Raw genomic sequence first — 21174 nt, 5'->3', positions numbered from 1 at the left:
CATCGGGGCATGACCCGTGTACTGCTCGCCGAGGACGACGCGTCCATCTCGGAGCCCCTGGCCCGCGCGCTGCGCCGGGAGGGGTACGAGGTCGAGGTGCGTGAGGACGGCCCCACCGCGCTCGATGCGGGCATCCAGGGCGGCATCGACCTGGTCGTGCTGGATCTGGGGCTGCCCGGCATGGACGGCCTGGAGGTCGCCCGCCGGCTGCGGTCCGAGGGTCACGCCGTACCCATCCTCATCCTGACCGCGCGGGCCGACGAGGTGGACACGGTCGTCGGCCTCGACGCGGGCGCCGACGACTACGTCACCAAGCCGTTCCGGCTGGCCGAACTGCTCGCCCGGGTCCGGGCCCTGCTGCGGCGCGGCTCGGCCGAACCCCAGCAGCCGCCCGCCACGCACGGCGTGCGCATCGACGTCGAGTCCCACCGCGCGTGGATGGGCGACGAGGAACTCCAGCTCACCGCGAAGGAGTTCGACCTGCTGCGGGTCCTCGTCCGGGACGCGGGCCGGGTCGTCACCCGCGACCAGCTGATGCGCGAGGTCTGGGACACCACCTGGTGGTCCTCCACCAAGACCCTCGACATGCACATCTCCTGGCTGCGCAAGAAGCTGGGGGACGACGCGGCCAACCCGCGGTACATCGCGACGGTCCGCGGGGTGGGCTTCCGGTTCGAGAAGAGCTGATGCGGGAAGGGCCGGTGCGGGACGAACGGAGCGGGCACGGCTCCCGGGCCTCCTCCCGCGGCGCTCACCACCCACCGCCGCAGCTCACCGCTCGCCGGGCCGCTCGCAGATGCGGCTCACAGCTCAGGGCTCACAACTCACAGCTCACAGCTCACAGGTAACGGGACATGCGCCGCCGACTGATCCAGTCCACGCTCGCCGTCGTGCTCGTCGTGATCGCCGTCTTCGGGGTCTCCCTCGTCATCGTCGAGAGCCGCACGATCACCACGACCGCACAGGAGCGGGTGAACTCCGAGGCCGTACGGCTCACCGGGATCGTCGACGGGCGCATCCTCGGCGACGAGCAGATCACCGCCGAGATACTGGCCGACCAGGTCGGAGACGAACGGTACGCCGTCGTCCGCATCCCCGGCCGGGAGCCCATCGAGATCGGTGAGAAGCCCGAGGGCGACGTCATCGAGCACACCGCCCGCGGCGAGGAGCGCGAGACGGTCACCGTGCAGGAGCCGCGCTCGGTCATCACCCGTGAGGTCGGCCGCACCGCCCTGATCATCGGCGCGGTGGCGCTGCTCGCGGTGATCGCCGCGGTCCTGCTCGCGCTGCGCCAGGCGGCCCGGCTGACCTCTCCGCTCACCGACCTCGCCGAGACCGCCGAACGCCTGGGCTCCGGCGACCCGCGCCCGCGCCACCGCCGCTACGGTGTCCCCGAGCTGGACCGGGTCGCCGACGTGCTGGACGCCTCCGCCGAGCGCATCGGCCGCATGCTGACCGCCGAGCGACGGCTGGCCGCCGACGCCTCCCACCAGCTGCGCACCCCGCTCACCGCGCTGTCCATGCGGCTGGAGGAGATCACCCTCACCGACGACCCGGACACGGTCAAGGAGGAGGCGACCATCGCGCTGAGCCAGGTGGAGCGGCTCACCGACGTCGTGGAGCGGCTGCTGACCAACGCCCGCGACCCGCGCACCGGGTCGGCCGTCACCTTCGACCTGGACGAGGTCATCCAGCAGCAGCTCGCCGAGTGGCGGCCCGCCTACCGCAGTGCCGGCCGCGCCATCGTCAGCTCCGGCAAGCGGCACCTGCGGGCCGTCGGCACGCCGGGCGCGGTCGCGCAGGTGCTGGCCGCGCTGATCGAGAACTCCCTCATGCACGGCGGCGGCACGGTCGCCCTGCGCACCCGGGTCACCGGCAACCAGGCCGTCATCGAGGTCACCGACGAGGGCGGCGGCGTCCCGGCCGACCTCGGCGCGCGCATCTTCGAGCGGGCCATCAGCGGCCGCAACTCCACCGGCATCGGCCTGGCCGTCGCCCGCGACCTCGCCGAGGCCGACGGGGGCCGTCTGGAGATGCTCCAGGCCCAGCCCCCGGTGTTCGGCCTGTTCCTGTCCCGCACGGCACCGTCGAAGCAGCAGGAGAACGCGCCCACGGTGCGCTGAGCGGGCGCGCGCCCCGCCGCGCCGGCATGGCGGCGCCCCGGCGTGCCTGCGGGGCCCGGCGTGCCTGCGGGCCCCGGCGTGCCCACGGGGCCCGATGTGCCCACGGGGCCCGATGTGCCCACGGGGCCCGATGTGCTCGCGGCGCCCGATGTGCCTGAGGGGTCCGGTGTGCCTGAGCGGGCCCTGTGTGCCCGCGGGGGCCCTGTGTGCCCGCGGGGCCCGGCGGGCCTGCGGGGCACGGCGTCCCGGCGGCCGGCTCAGACCCGCTGCCGGACCCGCTCCCGTGCCGACCGCTCCGCGCGCGTGCCCCGCTGCTGGGCGGCCCGGCCCCAGGAGGTGCGGGGCGCGCCGAGCGGGGCCGCGGCGGCGGGCCGGGCCTCGGGGGTCTGGGGCGGCAGGGCCTTGAAGACCCAGCTCCGGTACGACCAGAAGCGGAACAGGGTCGCGACCCCGATGCCGAGGAACTTGAAGACGTTGTTCTGCACCGGGCTGTCCCAGCCGAACCCGTACGTCGCCGTGTACAGCACGCCGTTCTCGATGACCAGGCCGACCGAGCTGAACACCACGAACAGGGTCATCTCACGGGTGCGGCCGCTCTTGTCGCGGTCACGGTAGGTGAAGTACCGGAACCCGATGTAGTTGAAGACGATCGCCGCGACCGTGGCGATCACGCTGGCGCGCACCACCTGGAGGTCGGTGACGGCGCGCACCAGGTTGAACACACCCAGGTTGACCAGCAGTCCGGCGCCGCCCACGGCCCCGAACTTGGCCACCTCCCGGACCAGCCGGCCGGCCCGCATGCGCAGCGTGCCGGGGTGCGCCGGGTGAAGCCCCGAGGAACCGTGTTCCATGGTGATGAAGGCCCCGTCCGTCGGAAATCGTCAACGCGGCCATGCTATCCACCCCCCTGGAGTGATCGCTTGCGGTCGGCCGGCGACCCCCTGCCGGGCGGCCCCGGGGCGGTGCCGGGACCGCCGGAGGACGCGGAATCCGTCCGTCCTGGTGCGGCGGATACCCTGGGGGCGTGACGTTCCCGGTAGTCGGCATGGTCGGCGGTGGCCAGCTCGCTCGTATGACACACGAGGCGGGCATCCCGCTGGGCATCAGGTTCAAGCTTCTCAGTGACACCCCTCAGGACTCCGCGGCCCAGGTGGTGAGCGATGTCGTCATCGGCGACTACCGCGACCTGGACACGCTGCGTGACTTCGCGCGCGGGTGCGATGTGATCACCTTCGATCACGAACACGTTCCCACCGAGCATCTGCGGGCCCTGGAGGCGGACGGCATCCCCGTGCGCCCCGGCCCCGACGCGCTGGTCCACGCCCAGGACAAGGGCGTGATGCGGGCGCGGCTCGACGCGATCGGGGTGCCGTGCCCGCGGCACCGGATCGTCGCCGACCCGGCCGACGTGGCGGCCTTCGCGGCGGAGGGCGACGGCTTCCCGGTCGTCCTGAAGACCGTCCGCGGCGGCTACGACGGCAAGGGCGTCTGGGTGGTGGACGGCGTCGAGGACGCCGCGGAGCCGTTCCGGGCCAGCGTGCCCGTCCTCGCCGAGGAGAAGGTCGACTACGTCCGCGAGCTGGCCGCCAACGTGGTCCGCTCCCCGCACGGGCAGGCCGTCGCCTACCCGGTCGTGGAGTCCCGGCAGGTCGGCGGCGTCTGCGACACGGTCATCGCGCCCGCCCCCGGCCTGGACGAGGCGCTGGCCCTCCAGGCGGAGGAGATGGCCCTGCGGATCGCCAAGGAGCTCGGCGTCGTCGGACACCTCGCGGTCGAGCTGTTCCAGACCCGCGACGGCCGCGTCCTCGTCAACGAGCTCGCGATGCGCCCCCACAACTCCGGCCACTGGACCCAGGACGGAGCGGTCACCAGCCAGTTCGCCAACCACGTCCGCGCGGTCCTGGACCTCCCGCTGGGCGACCCCCGCCCGCGGGCCCGCTGGACGGTCATGTCGAACGTGCTCGGCGGCGACTTCCCGGACATGTACTCCGCGTACCTGCACTGCATGGCCCGCGACCCCCGGCTCAAGATCCACATGTACGGCAAGGACGTGAAGCCCGGCCGGAAGGTCGGCCACGTCAACACCTACGGCGACGACCTGGCCGAGGTGCTGGAGCGCGCCCGTCACGCGGCCGACTACCTGAGAGGCACGATCACCGAATGAGCCCCGTTGTTGGCATCGTCATGGGATCGGACAGCGACTGGCCCGTCATGGAGGCGGCCGCCAAGGCCCTCGACGAGTTCGAGATCGGCTACGAGGTGGACGTGGTGTCGGCGCACCGCATGCCGCGCGAGATGATCGCGTACGGCGAGCAGGCCGCCGGCCGGGGCCTCAAGGCGATCATCGCGGGCGCGGGCGGCGCCGCCCACCTGCCCGGCATGCTCGCCTCCGTCACCCCGCTGCCGGTGATCGGCGTGCCGGTGCCGCTGAAGTACCTCGACGGGATGGACTCCCTGCTGTCGATCGTGCAGATGCCGGCCGGGGTGCCGGTGGCGACCGTGTCCGTGGCCGGCGCCCGCAACGCCGGGCTGCTGGCCGCCCGGATGCTCGCCGCGCACGACCCGGACCTGCTGGCCAGGATGCGCGACTTCCAGCAGGAGCTGAACGACCAGGCCACCGAGAAGGGCAAGCGGCTGCGCGCGAAGGCCGAAGGGGCCGCGGGCGGCTTCGGCTTCGGGAAGTGACCGCGGTGACCTCCCTGGAGGCGGCCCGCCGGCTGCTCGCCGCGTACCCGGTCGTCGACGGCCACAACGACCTGCCGTGGGCGCTGCGCGAGCAGGTCCGCTACGACCTGCCCGCCCGCGACATCGCCGTGCGGCAGGACGCGCACCTGCACACCGACCTGCCGCGGCTGCGCGAGGGCGGGGTCGGCGCGCAGTACTGGTCGGTGTACGTCCGCACGGACCTGCCCGACCCGGTCACCGCGACGCTGGAGCAGATCGACTGCGTACGGCAGCTGATCGGCCGTCACCCGGACGCGCTGCGGGCCGCGCTCACGGCAGCGGACCTCACGGCGGCGCGCGCCGAGGGCCGGATCGCGTCGCTGATGGGCGCCGAGGGCGGGCACTCCATCGCCAACTCGCTGGGCGCGCTGCGCGGCCTGTACGCGCTCGGCGTGCGCTATCTGACGCTCACCCACAACGACAACACCGACTGGGCGGACTCCGCGACGGACGAGCCGAGGTCGGGCGGGCTGTCCGCGTTCGGCCGGGAGGTCGTCCGGGAGATGAACCGCCTGGGCATGCTCGTGGACCTGTCGCACGTGGCGGCGACGACCATGCGGGACGCGCTGGACACCGCCGTCGCCCCGGTGGTCTTCTCGCACTCCTCGGCGCGGGCCGTGTGCGACCACCCGCGCAACGTGCCCGACGACGTGCTGGAGCGGCTGCCCGCCAACGGGGGCGTGGCGATGGTGACGTTCGTGCCGAAGTTCGTGCTCCAGGCGGCCGTGGACTGGACCGCCGCCGCGGACGACAACCTGCGCGCACACGGCTTCCACCCCCTGGACACCACCGCCGAGGCGATGAAGGCGCACCGCGCCTTCGAGGACACGCACCCGCGCCCGGTCGCCACCGTGGCCACCGTCGCCGACCACCTGGACCACATGCGCGAGGTCGCCGGCATCGACCATCTGGGCATCGGCGGCGACTACGACGGCACCGCCTTCACCCCCGAGGGCCTCGACGACGTCTCCGGCTACCCCCGCCTGGTCGCCGAACTCATCGACCGCGGCTGGTCCACGACCGACCTGGCCAAGCTGACCTGGCAGAACGCGGTCCGCGTGCTGGGCGCGGCGGAGGACGTGGCCCGCGACCTGCAGGCCACCCGGGCACCGTCCAACGCCACGATCGGCGCCCTCGACGGCTGAGCGGCCGCCCCGGCGCAGGCCGGCCGGGGCGGCGGCGGACCCGGGGGGCCGGGCCGGGCTACCCCCGAACGCCGCGCTCACCAGGAAGGGTCCCGCGGTCCGTGCGACGGTGACCGTACTGCTGAGATCACGCCGCTGATCCCGACGTACGGAGACCGCCATGGCCGACCTCCAGGACGACCTGCACCCCAGCACCGGCATAGGCGGCCTGCCTCTCGCGGAGCCCTGCCCGGCGGAGCCCCAGGACCCGTCGGCCCAGGCGCCGCCCGCACCGGGCCCGTCCGCCGCAGCCCCGTCCGCAGCGCCGGACCCCGTCTGCGAGCCCGTCCTCGGCCCGGTCCTCGGCCCCGAGCCCGACCCCGACGGCGACCTGCTCCGGCGGGCCCGCGCCCTGCTGGACGAGCACCCCGTCGCCGACGGCTACAGCGGCCTGCCGTGGGCGCTGCGGCACCTGCCCTGGTACGACCTCCAGCTCGGCGAGAGCGCGGTCGACACGGACGTGCCGCGGCTGCGCGAGGGCCATGTGAGCGCGCTGTTCTGGTCGCTGCAGCTGCCCGAGGGCCTGGCCGCCGACCGGGCCGTCGGCGCCACGCTGGAACAGCTGGACCTGGTGCGCTCGGTGATCGGCACGCACCCCGAGGGGCTGCGCCCGGCACGCACCGCCGGGCAGGTCATCGACGCCCGCAACTGCGGCCGGGTCGCCGTCCTGCTCGGCCCGGCGACGGCGGCCGCCCTCGACGACTCCCTCGCCATCCTGCGCGTCCTGCACCGGCTGGGGCTGCGCGTGCTCACCCTCAGCGGCACGTCCTGGGCGAGCGAGGCGGGGCTGACCCGGTTCGGCGAGGAGGTCGTGCGGGAGATGAACCGGCTCGGTGTCCTGGCCGACCTGTCCGGGGCCTCGGAAGCCACCGCCGCCCGCGCCGTCGCCCTGTCGCGCACGCCCGTGATCTGCACCCGCTCCGCCGCCCGCGCCCTGCGCCCGCACCCCGCCAACCTGCCCGACGACCTGCTCGCCGAGCTGGGCGCGGCCCAGGGCCTGTGCATGGTGCCGCTGACCGCCGAGCAGACCGGGCCGACCGTACGGGACGTCGCCGACCACCTCGACCACGTCCGCGCGCTCGCCGGGCCCGGCAGCGTGGGCCTGTCCGGCACGTACGACACCGGCGCGGCGCACCCCCGGGACCTCGCCGACGCCTCCGGCTACCCGTGCCTGGTCGCCGAACTGCTGCGACGCGGCTGGTCCGAGCCCGACGTGGCCCTGCTCACCTGGGGAAACGTCCAGCGGGTGCTGCGCACCGCCGACTTCACCGCGCGCGCCGCGCAGCGGCGCCGGGAGCCGTCCACGGCGCGGATCGCGGAGCTGGACGGATAGCCGGGGTGCGCCGGGCGGGGCGGTGGCTCCGACGCGTGAGCCGGGTGCGCCGCGCGGCGCCTCAGCCGGCGCAGAGGCAGAACGGGTGCCCGGCCGGGTCGGCGTAGACCCGCCAGGTGCGCGACCGGTCGTCGGTCTCCAGCGGCCGCGCACCGAGCGCCAGCACCTCCCGCTCGGCCGTGTCCAGATCCGCCACGGTCAGGTCGAGGTGGAACTGCTGCGAGTGGTCGGCGGCGGGCCACTTCGGCGGGACGTACCCGGGGGCGGCCTGGAACGCCAGCGGCGGACCGTCCGGCACCTTCAGCTCCACCCAGTCCTCCTCCTGCACGATGCTGCCGCCCAGCACGCCCGCGTAGAACTCGGCGAGCGCGGTGGGGTCGGGGCAGTCCAGGACGACGGAACCCAGCCTGGCGACGGTCATGACTCCTCCTGGGAGCAAAGGCTTCAGGGCCTCGGGGCCTCGGCATTCGAGGGCCCCGGGCCTCCGGGAACACGAAGTTACCGGCAAACGCTGTTTTACGGTAACCGTTACTTCATGAGGCACCCTAGGAGGTAACCGGAGGCGCCGCAAGGGGAAAGAAGCGCCGCAAGGGGAGAACGGACAGGCAGGTAGCGTGCAGCCATGAGCGAGAGATCACCCGCGCCCGGAGGCCTCGCCCTGATCGAGTCCCTGGTCAACACCCTGGACCTGGAGTCGGGCGCCGACGCGCTCGACACGGCCGAGGGCCGGGCCCGCCTCGCCGTCACCGAGGCGGAGCTGCCGCGCGCCCGCGAGCTGCGCGAGTCGCTGCGCGCCGCCCTGCTCGCGCACGCCGGGCACCCGCCGCACCGCGAGGTGCCCGGGCTGGGCACGCTGCTGGCCGGGGCGCCGCTGCTGCTCGACGTGGACCCCCGCGACGGCTCCGCCCGCCTCACCGCCGCCGACGGCGGCCCCCTGCTCTCCCGGGTCGCGGCCGCGCTCGCCGAGGCCCTGGTGGCCGGCACCTGGACCCGCCTCAAGGCCTGCGAGGCCGACACCTGCCACTGGGCGTACTACGACCGCAGCCCGGCCGGCCGCGGCCGCTGGTGCTCGATGCAGGTGTGCGGGGCGCGGGCGAAGATGCGCCGCTACCGCGCGAAGTAGCCGGCTCCCGGCGGACCCGGACGAGGGCGCCGGGGCGCACCCGGCCCGGCGCGGCACACCCGCTGGGTGTGGCTCACGGACCGCACCCCGGCCAGGGCCCGCCGTGCTTCCCGACTCGGGGAGTGCGGCGGGGCTTTCGTCGTCTTGGGGGTACACGGTGAAGCCCCACCGTGCCAAGCACGGTGGGGCTACCGCGAGCGGGTGTGGCTGGTCCGACTCGTCAGACGGTGCCGAACTCTCCGCCCTTGACGCTTGCCACGAAGGAAGCGAACGAGTCGGCGGGGAGGTCCAGCACGGGACCAGCCGGGTTCTTGGAGTCACGGACGGGGACGGTGCCGCGAGAAACGGCGAGGTTCGTGGCGACCTGGATGCACTGGCCGCCGTTGCCGCTGTAGGAGGACGTGACCCAGCGGGGGGAATCGGTCGTCACGGGGTGCCCTTTCGAAGCTGTTCGATCATGGCCACGGAGGCCGCTTGCGACAGCGCTTCGGCCTGTAGTTGATGGTAGGCCGCCAGTATCGGAAGTACGAACGTGCTTTCTCGTTCGAGATGGCCCCGATGGGCGGACTCGGCGTAGGACACCAACGAGCGGTCCGGCATCGTGAGCACGGTGACGGGCAGGCTGAAGGGTCTGCGCGCTCCCATGGAGAACGGCGCGATCTGCAGCACGGTGTTTGGATGGTCGGCGAAGTCAATCAAGCGTGCAAACTGGGCATCCATGGCCGAGGGGGCTCCCATCGGGCGGAGGATGCACCCTTCATCAAGTACCGCGGTGATCAGAGGTGACGGCGTCCGCTCAAGGCTGTTTTGCCGCCGTACTGCGAGTTCAACCCGTTCGTCTGCTTGCTCAGAGGTGATTGCCTCCCGCCGTACCGCGTCCGCTTCCAATGTCGCTGCGTACTCGGGCGTCTGTAACAGGCCGGGGATGACGCCCACTTCATACAGCCGGATCTCTGCTGCCCGTGCCTCAAGTGCAACGTACTCCGGGAACCCTTCAATGAGCGCAGTGTGACGAGCGGCCCGGCTCTGGCGTTCAAACCTGTCCCCGGTGCCAAACGCTCTGTCAAGGCTTGCTGCAAAGCGGCGAGTTGGAGGGCGGCGACCAGTTTCTACAGCGGAAACGTGCGCCCCGGAGCATCCGACACGGGTAGCCAGCTCATCCTGTGTCCACCCCCGTTCGTCCCGCAACGTGCGTAGTAGCTGTCCAAACCGTGCGCTTGGCGATGCTTCGGGATCCAGCTCTCTCCGGTTCAACGGTCACCGTCCAACTCAACAAGCAGCTTCCGTAAGTTGAAGACACTCCAACTCTAGGCCACGCTGAATCGCCTTGGGTAGTGGAAGCACTACGGAGAGGAGTGGTCGTGTCCGGCGAGAACGTTCCCACCGAGCGGCATGAACCCCCACACGTCCCGGCCCCCGGCACACTGTTGGTGGATGCGCATGACCGGGTTGGAGAGTTCCGGGGCGCGTGGTGCGGAGCCTGGTCCCTGCGCCCCGTGACGGGCGGCATGGAATGGTCTGTCGACCCTGCGGAGGTGCGGCCGGCGAGCCCTGAGCAGCGCTTGCACGCGGAGACCGCCCGTGCGAACGCGCGGAGCAGGGGTGATCGGCTGTGACCCGTCGCCGCTTACGGTTCATCGACTGGTCGTTGGTGCCCGTCGGTGACGAGCCGGACGCACCGGACCCTACGTACGCGCTCCGCTGTGTGACGCTGGACGACGACGACAGGGAATGCGGAGCCGAGTCCGGGCCGAGTACCGAACCCGACACCGCGAAACGGTGGGCATGGGACCACTGGAAGGGGAACCGCGACCACTCCCGGTTCGCCGAGGTGATCACCCGCCCGTGGTCCATGCGGATGGACGGTCCGTCATGACCGGCCGACCGGAGCCGGCGGGCTACTGGGCGCAGGTGCACGCGGAAGGACCGGTGTACGGCACGGGCGAGACCGTGCACCACGTCCTGAGCACCACGCAGAGCATGTCCCCCGTGCTGGTGCTCCGGTGGCTCCGCGGCGAGGCACTGCGCATCGCGGACCGGCTCGACCCCGACCCGCACCGTTCGGCATGGGTGCAGCCGACCATGCGCGCGGCAACCGTGCCCGTCCCGGACTGCCCCGCGGAACTCCGCGTGTGGGCTACCGACCCGGACGAGCAACGCGAGGCACGCGAGCACATCAAGGGCGGGCACCCGCTGTTCGTCACGGTCCCGGATGCGGACTGCACGTACACCCTGTCCGTCCGTCCGGTCCGGCTCCCCGCCGACCAGCCCGACCAGGCGACCCCCGAGCCGATACCCCACCGCATCGGCGGACTGTCACACCCCCTGTACGTCCTCGCTGCGGACCCGTGGACGTAGCGCGCTGATACTCCCGCCCTCGCCGCATAGGACCCGGACCAGGACAGCACGGGGCCACGACTCGCTCTGCGGCAGGGGCGGGGCTCCACTCCGGTCGGCTGTCGCGCGTGACGGTCCGGCAGCCGACCGGCCCGGCCAACGCGGAAGCGGGTCATGGGCACGTGCGTCCGCCGAGTGGACCGACCCGCCGACCGTGCACCAGGGCGGGCCGCAACGACTGTGGGATGCCCTGGAACGCACCCGGAACCGCCTCAACACCGAGGGGGCACTACCGCCACTCGGTGCGCGCGTCCGCATCACGCCCGATGGCGTGTGCCACCTGTCCCGGGGCCGGTGGTGCGCATCCATGGGGGCGCGATGACCTCCGGCACCGCGGACCCTCCCTCATCGCCCGCGCGGGCCCGTCCGGGCATCCGATCTGCGGCTTCCCTCCCTCGCTGCGGCGAGGGTGCCACTCCCGCCCCGCTCCCGGCGGACCCGGACGGAGGGTGCCGGAGCGCACAGAGGGCCGGGTGGCGCACCCGTTCCGGGCCGCGGCGGCGCCGCGTGGTGCAGAATGCGTGCAGACGCCGGTTCGGCCGACTGAGCCTCGGCCGAACCGGCGTCGCCCCGTCCGCCGCCCGGCCCCGCACCGCCCCGCGGCCGGCTGCGCCGCCGGGTGCCCGGCCCTGTGGGGAAGCACGCCCCGTCACCGCCTCCACCGGGCGGCAGGCGGACACCGCGGCCGACGCGCGTCCCCCACCCCCGCGCCACCCCCACGCCCGGTCCTCCCGGCTCAGGGCCTTCCCGGCACAGGGCCCTCAGGACGGCCGGGCCGCTCAGGCCGTCGGCCGCCCCATCGCCCGGTACGTCCACCCGGCCTGCCGCCACAGCTCGGGGTCCAGGGCGTTGCGCCCGTCGAGGATGATCCGCTGCTGTGCCGCCCGGCCCAGCTCGGCCGGGTCCAGCTCGCGGAACTCCCGCCACTCGGTGAGGTGCAGGACGACGTCCGCGCCGCGCACCGCCTCCGTCGCCGAGTCGGCGTAGCCGAGCGTGGGGAACAGCCGCCGCGCGTTGGCCATGCCCTTCGGGTCGTAGACGGTCACCTGGCCGCCCTGGAGGTGGATCTGCCCGGCGACGTTCAGCGCGGGGGAGTCCCGTACGTCGTCGGAGTCCGGCTTGAAGCTGGCGCCCAGCACCGCGACCCGGCGGCCGAGGAACGAGCCGCCGCCGAGGGCCTCGCGGGCCATCTCCACCATCTGGCCGCGCCGCCGCATGTTGATCGAGTCGATCTCGCGCAGGAAGGTCAGCGCCTGGTCCGCCCCCAGCTCACCGGCGCGCGCCATGAACGCCCGGATGTCCTTGGGCAGGCAGCCGCCGCCGAACCCGATGCCGGCCCGCAGGAACTTCTTCCCGATCCGGTCGTCGTGGCCGATGGCCTCCGCGAGCTTCACCACGTCGCCGCCCGCCGCCTCGCACACCTCGGCCATGGCGTTGATGAAGGAGATCTTGGTGGCGAGGAAGGAGTTGGCGGACGTCTTGACCAGCTCGGCGGTCGGGAAGTCGGTCACCACGAACGGGGTGCCCTCCCCGATCGGCGTCGCGTACACCTCGCGGAGCAGCTTCTCCGCGCGCTCGCTGCGCACCCCGGCCACGATGCGGTCCGGGTGCAGGGTGTCCTGCACGGCGAAGCCCTCCCGCAGGAACTCCGGGTTCCAGGCGACCTCGGCGTCCGCCCCGGCCGGGGCGTGCTCGGCGACGTAGCCGGCCAGCCGCTGCGCGGAGCCGACGGGCACGGTCGACTTGCCGACCACCAGGGCGGGGCCGGTCAGGTGCGGGGCCAGCGCGGCGAAGGCGGCGTCCACGTACGACATGTCGCAGGCGTAGTCGCCGTGCCGCTGCGGCGTGTTCACGCAGACGAAGTGCACGTCGCCGAAGGCGGCCGCCTCGGCGTAGTCCGTGGTGAAGCGCAGCCGCCCGCTGGAGCCCTCGAACCCGGCCACGTGCCGCCGCAGCAGCTCCTCCAGGCCCGGCTCGTACATCGGGACGCGGCCCTGCCGCAACAGGTCGATCTTCTCCTCGACGATGTCGAGCCCGAGCACCTCGAAGCCGAGTTCCGCCATGGCCGCGGCGTGTGTGGCGCCCAGATAACCGGTGCCGATCACGGTGATCTTCAGGGCCATGGAAGCGCTCCAGAGGTGTGCCGACGGTGCTGCGGTGCCCGAGCATAGCCGGGGCGTGGAAGGGCCTGTCGGCGGGCAGTTTCCCCGCTGTCGCCTAGCTCACGTATGCCTCGCACGGGCGGGGCACTAAAATTTGGGTTACTTAACGGTAATTAGCGCCAGCACCGCAGCGTCTTTGGAGCGTGAGAGACCTTGGCCGGATCGGCTGACTTCGACCTGTACCGCCCGTCCGAGGAGCACGACATGCTCCGCGACGCCGTCCGCTCCCTGGCCGAGGCGAAGATCGCGCCGCACGCCGCGGCGGTGGACGAGGAGGCCCGCTTCCCGCAGGAGGCGCTGGACGCGCTGGTCGCGGGCGACCTGCACGCCGTGCACGTGCCCGAGTCCTACGGCGGCGCGGGCGCCGACGCCCTCGCCACCGTGATCGTGATCGAGGAGGTGGCGCGCGTGTGCTGCTCCTCCTCCCTGATCCCGGCGGTGAACAAGCTGGGCTCCCTGCCGGTGATCCTTTCCGGCTCCGAGGAGCTGAAGAAGAAGTACCTGGGCCCGCTCGCCAAGGGCGACGCCATGTTCTCGTACTGCCTGTCCGAGCCGGACGCCGGTTCGGACGCGGCCGGCATGAAGACGAAGGCGGTCCGCGACGGCGACCACTACGTCCTCAACGGTGTGAAGCGCTGGATCACCAACGCGGGCGTCTCGGAGTACTACACGGTCATGGCCGTGACCGACCCGTCCCAGCGCTCGAAGGGCATCTCGGCGTTCGTCGTCGAGAAGTCGGACGAGGGCGTCTCCTTCGGCGCCCCCGAGAAGAAGCTCGGCATCAAGGGCTCCCCGACCCGCGAGGTCTACTTCGACAACGTCCGCATCCCGGCCGACCGCATGATCGGCGCGGAGGGCACCGGCTTCGCGACCGCGATGAAGACCCTCGACCACACCCGCATCACCATCGCCGCGCAGGCCCTCGGCGTCGCCCAGGGCGCCCTCGACTACGCCAAGGGCTACGTCAAGGAGCGCAAGCAGTTCGGCAAGCCGATCGCCGACTTCCAGGGCATCCAGTTCATGCTCGCCGACATGGCCATGAAGATCTCGGCCGCCCGCGCCCTCACCTACCAGGCCGCCGCCGCCTCCGAGCGCGGCGACGCCGACCTGACCTACCTCGGCGCCGCGGCCAAGTGCTTCGCCTCCGACGTGGCCATGGAGGTCACCACCGACGCCGTCCAGCTCCTCGGCGGCTACGGCTACACCCGCGACTACCCGGTCGAGCGCATGATGCGCGACGCCAAGATCACCCAGATCTACGAGGGCACCAACCAGGTCCAGCGCATCGTGATGGCCCGCAACCTGCCGTAGCCGGGTCCTCGCAGGGCGGCGACCGCTCGCGACGGCCTCGCGGGCGGTGCCCGGCTTCCGGTCCGCCCGGGTCCGCCCGGTTCCGCCCCGGTCCGTCAGTGTCAATCCGGGCCCGTCCGGGTTCATCCGAGTCCGTTCCGGCCCGTCCGGGTCCGTTTCGCTCCGGTCATGGGCGTCATGCGGGGGAGTCCCGGGCTGACGCCGGGCGGGCGGGGAACCGCCGCTCACCGGCGCAGGCGCAAGGGCCCCTCGCGTCCGGCCTTCGCCGTGCCGTCCGCCTTCGCCGTCCCGCCCGTCGTCCCGTGCCGTCCGCCGTCCCGTCCCGTCCGATGAACGCCCCTGCCCTTCACGGCAGGGGCGTTCGTGCCGGCCGACGTGCGCCACACGGCGTACGCCGCCCGGGAGAACCACGCCTGCCTGCGGCGACGCGGGATTCGCTGCACCATCCCGGACAGGGGCGACCGGGCCCGCAGCCGCAGGAAGAGCGGCGCGCACGGCGGCCGGTCCCCGAAGTCCGGCCCACCGGACCACACGGCACGGCACGCGGCCGAGCGCGCCGTCCACCGCCCCGGAAGACACCGGGCCGGGGCCGCGCGACACGACGGGCCGGCGGTCCGCCCCGGGCGGCCGTCCTCGTGGCGGCCGGCAACGAGCGGCCGTGCCCCCTCACACGGCACGCTCCATGCACACCAGCCGATCCCGGTCGTCCCATGACTCGGTGACGGTGAAGCCGAACCGCTCGTACAGGGCGATGGCCCCGGTCCGCCATCTCCACACCGACAGACGCACGGTGTCCGCGCCGCTCTCGGCGGCATGGGCGAGCGCGGCACCGAGCAGGCCGGACGCGATGCCCCGGCCCCGGAACTCCGGGGCCGTCCAGAGCCTCTTGACCTCCGACCGCCCGTCACCGGGGGCGGTCACCACCAGACAGCCCGCCATGACGCTCCCGCTCAGAGCCACCAGCACCACATCGTCGGCAAACGCCGTCCGCGGGTCCGAGATCTCCGTCCGGTAGCGCTCCGGCAGCCCGTCCACATCGGCGACAGCCTCGCCCTTCTCGGCCTCCGTCCGCAGATGGTAGGCCGCCAGCAACGCGGCCAGTCCGGCCCCGGCGGAAGGAGCGCGGTGCGGCCAGCGGACGACGGAAACCTCGCCTTGATCAGTCATGACGACAGCCTCGCATCTCATGGCCGAGGTGACCGGTGATCCCGCCTTCGACAGCAGACTCCGGCAGGCGCTCGGTCGGCTGCCGCGGCAGCCCCCGTCGCGGACGAGGTCTTCCTCGGCGGAGCGGACTCACGGCAGCGATGGCGGACGGCGACAGGGCGAGTTCACGGTCGGACGTGACGTCGACGGACCTGCACCGCAACAAGATCACCGCGAATCTGTCCTGCTGCCGGACCGTACCGAAGACTGACCGGGTCCCCCGAAAGGATCTCCAGATCACCGTCGAACGCGGTGAAGGGAAGAAGCCGCTGGTGGCGCAGTGGGGTGGAATCTCACCGAAGCGAAAGATCAGGATGGGAAAACTGCCGGCGAGGCCCTGCCCGCCGGCTCCGAGGCCATGATTCACGTCGCCTCGACCGACGGCCTCCCCAAGCGCATAACGGATGAGACGACACGTACCTGGCGAGGAACCTACCAGGAGACAGAGGGACATCCACCCATGTCGCATGCCCTTTCTGAGCGCATCGACGCGTACCGAACCGACTGCCAAAACCTGTTTCTGGATGCTCGGTCCGGCATTTCCCGATGCGCTGCGACAGACGGATCGCCGCGTCGCGGATGCCGGTCCCACCATGGATAAATATTCCGTCGGCAGCAACTCTTGACAGTGGCCTAGACCACTTGGATGATTTCCGCCACACGGGGGCCCACCCTTAACTGACTCACCATCGGAGTTCCGTCATGGCGCTTCTCTTTCGGCCCCTTCGGCTGTTGTTGATCGTGATCCTGACACTCGCCGGTACCGCGGTCACGGCCGTGTCGCCGCCGTCGGCACACGCAGCCAACGTCAAGCCGGTCACGATCCCTGCCCTCCAGCAATGGACCGGAGGGTCCGGCAGCTACCTGTTCACCCCGTCGGTCCGCATCGTCAGCAACACGGCAGACGCCTCGGCGCTCGCCACCACCAGCCGGCTCCTCGCCACCGATCTGAAGTCGCTGTCCGGCTTCACCATCACGCAGACCACCGGCACCTCGGCCGCCCAGGCCGGCGACATCTTCCTGTCCCTCGGCTCGACCGACACCACCCTCGGCAGCGAGGGCTACGCCATGTCGGTGACCGACCGGATCACCATCACAGCCCGGACCGACGCCGGGGCGTTCTACGGCACCCGCACCGTCCTCCAACTGCTGCACCAGAGCTACGCGGTCCCGCGGGGCACGGCCAAGGACTGGCCGGTCAAGGCCGAGCGGGGACAGATGGTGGACAACGGCCGCAAGTTCTACACCCTTGGCTGGCTCGAGAGCCAGGTGCAGGAGCTGGCCTACCTGAAGATGAACACCTTCCATCTTCACCTGTCCGACCACAAGGGTTTCCGGATCCAGAGCGACACCCACCCGGAGGTCGTCGCGGCCGACCACCTGTCCAAGGCCGACGTCCAGACCCTGCTGGCGTTCGCCGCCGAGCACCACGTCACGATCATCCCCGAGATCGACATGCCCGGGCACATGACCGCGCTCCTCGCCGGGGAGAACACGACGACGGCCACCCACACCGCGATCGACCTGCGGCTCAAAGGCGCCGACGGAACGGTCAACAACGGCTACCTCGACGTGTCCCTCCCGGCTGGCCACACGCTGATGAAGGACCTGATCAACGAGTACCTGCAGCTGTTCCCGGGGCCGTACTTCCACATCGGCGCCGACGAGTACTCGCCGAAGGGCGGCTACAGCAACTACCCGCAGCTGCTGACCTACGCCCGGCAGCAGTACGGGGCCGACGCCAACGCCAAGGACGCCTACCTCGGCTTCGTCAACTGGGCCGACGGCATCGTGCGGGCCGGCGGCAAGACCCTGCGGATGTGGAACGACGGCATCGGCGGAGGCTCGGCCGTCACCGTGAACAAGGACATCCTGGTCGACTACTGGTACAACTACAACAACGCGCAGACCCTGCTCAACCAGGGATACCAGCTCGCCAACCAGAGCTGGAACCCGACCTACTACGTGCTGGGCGGATCCAAGCCGAACGAGCAGTGGGGCTACGAGACCTGGACCCCGGACACCTTCCAGGGCGGCACCGTCATCACCGACCCGTCGAAGAACCGCGGCAGCATGGTGCACATCTGGGCTGACCAGCCCACCGCGGAGACCGAGGACCAGACCGCCGAGGGCATCGCGAACATCCAGCGGATCGTGGCCCAGCAGCTGTGGGGGTCGCCCAAGCCGGTGACCGCCTACGCCGACTTCAAGCCGCTGATCACGAAGGTCGGCCGCAACCCGGCCTGGCCACAGGCCCCGGTCACCGGGGGAAACCTGGCCCTGAACAAGCCCACCACGGCCTCCTCGACCGATGCGACCTCCCACGCGGCCGCGAAGGCCACGGACGGTAACGCGGCCACCCGCTGGTCCAGCGGCTACTCCGACCCGCAGTGGCTGCAGGTCGACCTCGGGCAGACGCAGGCCATCGGCCACGTGACCCTCACCTGGGAGACCGCCTACGGCAAGGCGTACCAGATCCAGACCTCCGACGACGCCGTGACCTGGACCACGATCTACAGCACCACCACCGGTGACGGCGGCGTCGACGAGCTCACCGGCCTGACCGGCTCGGGCCGCTACATCCGTATGAACGGCACCCAGCGCGCCACCAACTGGGGCTACTCGCTCTACGAGTTCGAGGTCTACGGCGTCGACCTGGCCCTGGGAACGCGCACCACCGCCTCGTCGATCGAGAACGGCACCTCGTTCCTGCCGGGCAATGCCACCGATGGCCAGTCGGCCACCCGCTGGTCCAGCGGCTACTCCGACCCGCAGTGGCTGCTGGTCGACCTCGGTGCCACCCACTCCGTCACCGGCGTGACCCTCACCTGGGAGACCGCCTACGGCAAGGCGTACCAGATCCAGACCTCCGACGACGCCGTGACCTGGACCACGATCTACAGCACCACCACCGGTGACGGCGGCGTCGACGAGCTCACCGGCCTGACCGGGTCGGGACGCTACATCCGTATGAACGGCACCCAGCGTGCCACCAACTGGGGCTACTCGCTCCGGTCCCTTCAAGTGTTCGGGAGCTGAGTCGACAACGTCCCACACCTGAGCCGCCGCCCCGCGTGGACGCACCGCCGTCCCGGGCGGCGGCTCACCCGCGACCGCCCGCTCGACCGGCTGGTACTGCAGCCGCGTCACTCCCGCCGGCCGACCACCCGCGGCCGCGTGGACTGACAGAGCCACCCAGGGGCGTACGTCCCGAACCCGGCCCCTCACCCGCGATCGTCCTGACGGCGGGGACCGCAGCGACGTCACACAGCTGATGCCCCTGTTCGACGTCGTGCCGCCCCTCCGGGGACGCCCTGGCCGGGCCCGGAAGTCGCACGCTGTCGCCTGACCGCCCCGCGCCACCGGGCGACTCGTCGCGGCGCCGGTTCAGGCGTCGAACACACCTGTGTCGAGGTATTCCGCGCTGGCGAGGACCCAGAAGTCCTCGGCCAGAGCGGCAAGGACGTACTGGTACGGCAGGTAGCCGTAGCCGGAATCGCCCCACGAACTGCCCCAGGAATTACGGATGATGAACGCCCCTTGAGTGTTCTGTCCGTTGACCGGGCTCGTCACCACGTGGTTGTCGTCGTATCCCACCACCGCGACCGCGTGGCCGCCGGAGACCCTTTCGCCGGGTGCGGGAAACGGTATGTCGCCGTTCTGCGCCTGGAACAAGCTGTCGTAGACGGTGAAGCCGAACATCGGCGGCAGCCCCGCGCGTACGTGCGACTTGATCTCGTCGACCAGCTGTTCGGTGGCCTTGTTGGGGGTGTCGAGCCGATAGTACTTCAGCGCCTGGAACTGCTCTGCGTACGCGTAGCAGAAAGCCGAAGGCTCCTTGTCGAACTGCGTGGGATCGTAGGGCCAGTACTGCTCCGGAGGAGCGCCGAACAGCCTGACGGCGCCCATGGTCGTGCGCAGGTACGCGCCGGTGTCGCCGTCCCATTGCAGCAGGTTTCGAGTCGCCTTGTAGACGAACATCCTGGACACGGGTGTGTACTTCTGGTTGGTGCGCAGCTGGTAGTACTCGATGATCCCGGCCGCCGCATGGGAAGTGCACGACCCGATAGGCCCTTGATCCACTACGGGAGAGCACTGAGGTCGCAGGTCGTACGCCCGCGGCACGGCCTGGACCTTCAGGGCGCCGGTCCTTGCGACGAGATCCACGACGTCGCCTGTTTCCTGCGTGTAGTCACGGACATCCGGACGGTCGGGCAGCCACCCCATGCCGACATCCGAACCGTTGATGTGCGGGTTGTTACTCATGGCGTATCACGTTCCTGCGAGGGCCGACTTGTTCGCCGCCTGGCGCCCGGTCCTGGTCGGGGCGCTAAGCAGGTGTACGCACCTTCAGTCTTCCACGGCTGCCGCGCGGTGCAACTCCGGGGAACGCGCAATTGATGACGCGTCAACCTTGGCTCGCTAAATCCTTGAACGGTCACACTGGCGGCCTTCTGAAGGACCGGGCCGCACCCGGCGCCCGGGCAGGCGGTGGACGGCGACCGGGCGTACACGCAGGAGGCGCCGACCACGAACTCGCAACCCGATCACGATCGGGCCGCCAGACCGTCTGCCGCGTTGTCGAAAGCTCCACGGCGGCGGAGCGGGGCCGTCCGGGCGGGCGGGACCGTCAGGCCTGCACCGTGACACCGACGGGTGTCATGCCGGCCGTGAAGTGGACGGCCGGCCAGTACCCGGCCGGGAAGAAGCTGCCGCCGCCGGCCCCTGTGAAGTGGACTTCGAAGTCTCCCGACCGGTAGACGACCACATCGCCGGCCGGCAGCATCTCGTTGCGGAAGCGAGCCCTCTCCTCCTCCTCTTCCTCAGGCTCGACGCTGTCCGCGCCCCAGCTCCAGAGAAACTCCGTTCCGTCGTGGAGGACACGCTCGAACGCCGTGACCAGCGCGTGGGCATGAGGCAGCAACGCGATCACCTTCTCCGGGCCGGCGCTGTCGAAACTCACCCGCATCTCACCACCGGCGACCGGTACGGTCGCTTCGTACTCCCGGAGCGTGTCGTGCAGGCGCACCTCGCCGAGCACCGCATCGGTCTCCAGGTGCGCCGGCAGCGGCCGGTCGGCCGGGAGGAGGTGGCTTGCCAGAAACGCTTCCTCGGCGTGCCGGTCGTAGGAGGGGTTGTACTCCCGACCGAGGATCCTCACCTCGGCCAGACTTCTGAACTGCCCCGGCGTTCCGTGCACGGAACGGCCGTCGGTGCTGGTGAGGGTGAAGCGTTCACCGTCGTCGCCGATGTGCCGCACCGGGAACGACCCGGGCACCCGCACCCTCACGTCGAACGACCCGCCGCCCGTCTCGCTGACGAAGACGATCCTTCCCGTCTGCGTCCCCCCGGCTCCGGTCTCGACGATGAAGACGCTGCGCAACTCGGGGGCGACGCGGACGATGTCGAGCGGCCCGACGAGGCCTCTCGGTATCGCGTCGTCACCCCGGAGCACGGACGCGAAGGCTTCCAAGTCATGCACAGGTCGATCTCCTGGGGCCGGTTCGGCGGTCGGTCACGAACAGCCTGCCTCATCCGCCCCCGCCGCACGGTCCTCCGGCCGGGCCTCACGGGTCTGATGCAGGACCCCCCGTCGACGCGGCTGCGTGGC

General features: G+C 71.5%; 19 protein-coding genes and 2 pseudogenes. 13 read left to right on the top strand and 8 right to left on the bottom strand.

Annotated elements, in window-relative coordinates; translation table 11 throughout:
- Nucleotides 1-9 precede the first annotated feature (9 nt).
- Entirely contained in the window at nucleotides 10-687 is a 678-nt protein-coding gene (locus AC5K6T_RS28600; RefSeq protein ID WP_493213614.1) for a response regulator transcription factor, read from the top strand.
- Between the two features lie 167 nt (nucleotides 688-854).
- The gene (locus AC5K6T_RS28595) at nucleotides 855-2123 is read left to right on the top strand and encodes a sensor histidine kinase (RefSeq protein WP_493213612.1); all 1269 of its coding nucleotides are present in this window, start codon (nucleotides 855-857) and stop codon (nucleotides 2121-2123) included.
- Nucleotides 2124-2380: 257 nt separating this feature from the next.
- Here AC5K6T_RS28595 and AC5K6T_RS28590 read toward each other — a convergent pair whose 3' ends face one another.
- Nucleotides 2381-2974, bottom strand: coding sequence for a GtrA family protein (locus tag AC5K6T_RS28590; RefSeq protein WP_493213611.1), 594 nt, complete (start codon nucleotides 2972-2974; stop codon nucleotides 2381-2383).
- Between the two features lie 173 nt (nucleotides 2975-3147).
- On the opposite strand from AC5K6T_RS28590, the gene AC5K6T_RS28585 reads away from it, so the two are divergent.
- The 4 genes from AC5K6T_RS28585 to AC5K6T_RS28570 all read left to right on the top strand — a co-directional run bounded on the left by AC5K6T_RS28585 (nucleotide 3148) and on the right by AC5K6T_RS28570 (nucleotide 7364).
- Nucleotides 3148-4287, top strand: coding sequence for a 5-(carboxyamino)imidazole ribonucleotide synthase (locus tag AC5K6T_RS28585; protein ID WP_493213609.1), 1140 nt, complete (start codon nucleotides 3148-3150; stop codon nucleotides 4285-4287).
- Nucleotides 4284-4808 carry a 5-(carboxyamino)imidazole ribonucleotide mutase gene (purE, locus tag AC5K6T_RS28580; RefSeq protein WP_493213608.1) on the top strand — a complete coding sequence of 175 codons (525 nt, stop codon included), beginning with the start codon at nucleotides 4284-4286 and terminating at the stop codon, nucleotides 4806-4808. The genes AC5K6T_RS28585 and purE overlap by 4 nt, the downstream gene beginning before the upstream one ends.
- 5 nt (nucleotides 4809-4813) lie before the next feature.
- Nucleotides 4814-5992 carry a dipeptidase gene (locus AC5K6T_RS28575; protein WP_493214282.1) on the top strand — a complete coding sequence of 393 codons (1179 nt, stop codon included), beginning with the start codon at nucleotides 4814-4816 and terminating at the stop codon, nucleotides 5990-5992.
- 160 nt (nucleotides 5993-6152) lie between these two features.
- Nucleotides 6153-7364 carry a dipeptidase gene (locus AC5K6T_RS28570; RefSeq protein WP_493213606.1) on the top strand — a complete coding sequence of 404 codons (1212 nt, stop codon included), beginning with the start codon at nucleotides 6153-6155 and terminating at the stop codon, nucleotides 7362-7364.
- Nucleotides 7365-7425: 61 nt separating this feature from the next.
- Here the strand turns inward: AC5K6T_RS28570 and AC5K6T_RS28565 are convergent, their stop codons facing one another.
- Nucleotides 7426-7785: a VOC family protein gene (locus AC5K6T_RS28565; RefSeq protein WP_493213604.1), complete on the bottom strand. Its 360-nt coding sequence runs from the start codon at nucleotides 7783-7785 to the stop codon at nucleotides 7426-7428.
- A 201-nt stretch (nucleotides 7786-7986) separates the two neighbouring features.
- On the opposite strand from AC5K6T_RS28565, the gene AC5K6T_RS28560 reads away from it, so the two are divergent.
- The gene (locus AC5K6T_RS28560) at nucleotides 7987-8487 is read left to right on the top strand and encodes a CGNR zinc finger domain-containing protein (protein ID WP_493213602.1); all 501 of its coding nucleotides are present in this window, start codon (nucleotides 7987-7989) and stop codon (nucleotides 8485-8487) included.
- Nucleotides 8488-8707: 220 nt separating this feature from the next.
- Here the strand turns inward: AC5K6T_RS28560 and AC5K6T_RS28555 are convergent, their stop codons facing one another.
- Entirely contained in the window at nucleotides 8708-8917 is a 210-nt protein-coding gene (locus AC5K6T_RS28555) for a DUF397 domain-containing protein (RefSeq protein WP_493213601.1), read from the bottom strand.
- Entirely contained in the window at nucleotides 8914-9741 is an 828-nt protein-coding gene (locus AC5K6T_RS28550) for a helix-turn-helix domain-containing protein (RefSeq protein WP_493213599.1), read from the bottom strand. Before AC5K6T_RS28550 ends, AC5K6T_RS28555 begins: the two co-directional genes overlap by 4 nt.
- A gap of 358 nt (nucleotides 9742-10099) precedes the next feature.
- Here AC5K6T_RS28550 and AC5K6T_RS28545 point away from each other — a divergent pair, with 358 nt between their 5' ends.
- The 3 genes and pseudogenes from AC5K6T_RS28545 to AC5K6T_RS28535 form a co-directional block, all read left to right on the top strand.
- Nucleotides 10100-10363 carry a DUF7848 domain-containing protein gene (locus tag AC5K6T_RS28545; protein ID WP_493213597.1) on the top strand — a complete coding sequence of 88 codons (264 nt, stop codon included), beginning with the start codon at nucleotides 10100-10102 and terminating at the stop codon, nucleotides 10361-10363.
- Complete coding sequence (locus tag AC5K6T_RS28540; RefSeq protein ID WP_493213596.1) at nucleotides 10360-10845, top strand: hypothetical protein; 486 nt, start codon at nucleotides 10360-10362, stop codon at nucleotides 10843-10845. Before AC5K6T_RS28545 ends, AC5K6T_RS28540 begins: the two co-directional genes overlap by 4 nt.
- Before the next feature lie 148 nt (nucleotides 10846-10993).
- Nucleotides 10994-11206 (top strand): annotated as a pseudogene (locus AC5K6T_RS28535) (methyltransferase domain-containing protein); the annotation flags it as partial.
- A gap of 457 nt (nucleotides 11207-11663) precedes the next feature.
- On the opposite strand, the gene AC5K6T_RS28530 reads toward AC5K6T_RS28535, so the two are convergent.
- Complete coding sequence (locus AC5K6T_RS28530) at nucleotides 11664-13007, bottom strand: UDP-glucose dehydrogenase family protein (protein ID WP_493213594.1); 1344 nt, start codon at nucleotides 13005-13007, stop codon at nucleotides 11664-11666.
- A 192-nt stretch (nucleotides 13008-13199) separates the two neighbouring features.
- On the opposite strand from AC5K6T_RS28530, the gene AC5K6T_RS28525 reads away from it, so the two are divergent.
- On the top strand, nucleotides 13200-14357 hold the full coding sequence (locus tag AC5K6T_RS28525; RefSeq protein WP_493213592.1) for an acyl-CoA dehydrogenase family protein: 1158 nt from the start codon (nucleotides 13200-13202) through the stop codon (nucleotides 14355-14357).
- Nucleotides 14358-15023: 666 nt separating this feature from the next.
- On the opposite strand, the gene AC5K6T_RS28520 is transcribed toward AC5K6T_RS28525, so the two are convergent.
- Nucleotides 15024-15524 (bottom strand): GNAT family N-acetyltransferase, encoded by a 501-nt coding sequence (locus tag AC5K6T_RS28520; RefSeq protein WP_493213590.1) that lies wholly within the window; start codon nucleotides 15522-15524, stop codon nucleotides 15024-15026.
- A gap of 370 nt (nucleotides 15525-15894) precedes the next feature.
- On the opposite strand from AC5K6T_RS28520, the pseudogene AC5K6T_RS28515 reads away from it, so the two are divergent.
- Nucleotides 15895-15999, top strand: a pseudogene (locus tag AC5K6T_RS28515) (IS5/IS1182 family transposase); the annotation flags it as partial.
- A 266-nt stretch (nucleotides 16000-16265) separates the two neighbouring features.
- The gene (locus AC5K6T_RS28510) at nucleotides 16266-18602 is read left to right on the top strand and encodes a family 20 glycosylhydrolase (protein WP_493213588.1); all 2337 of its coding nucleotides are present in this window, start codon (nucleotides 16266-16268) and stop codon (nucleotides 18600-18602) included.
- A gap of 348 nt (nucleotides 18603-18950) precedes the next feature.
- On the opposite strand, the gene AC5K6T_RS28505 is transcribed toward AC5K6T_RS28510, so the two are convergent.
- Nucleotides 18951-19829 carry a C1 family peptidase gene (locus AC5K6T_RS28505; RefSeq protein WP_493213586.1) on the bottom strand — a complete coding sequence of 293 codons (879 nt, stop codon included), beginning with the start codon at nucleotides 19827-19829 and terminating at the stop codon, nucleotides 18951-18953.
- Nucleotides 19830-20193: 364 nt separating this feature from the next.
- On the bottom strand, nucleotides 20194-21036 hold the full coding sequence (locus AC5K6T_RS28500; protein WP_493213584.1) for a hypothetical protein: 843 nt from the start codon (nucleotides 21034-21036) through the stop codon (nucleotides 20194-20196).
- Nucleotides 21037-21174: the final 138 nt, after the last annotated feature.

The organism is Streptomyces sp. B8-7 (assembly GCF_058833805.1).
The sequence above is the reverse complement of the archived record's forward strand: the minus strand, read 5'-3'. Positions and strand labels throughout refer to the sequence as shown.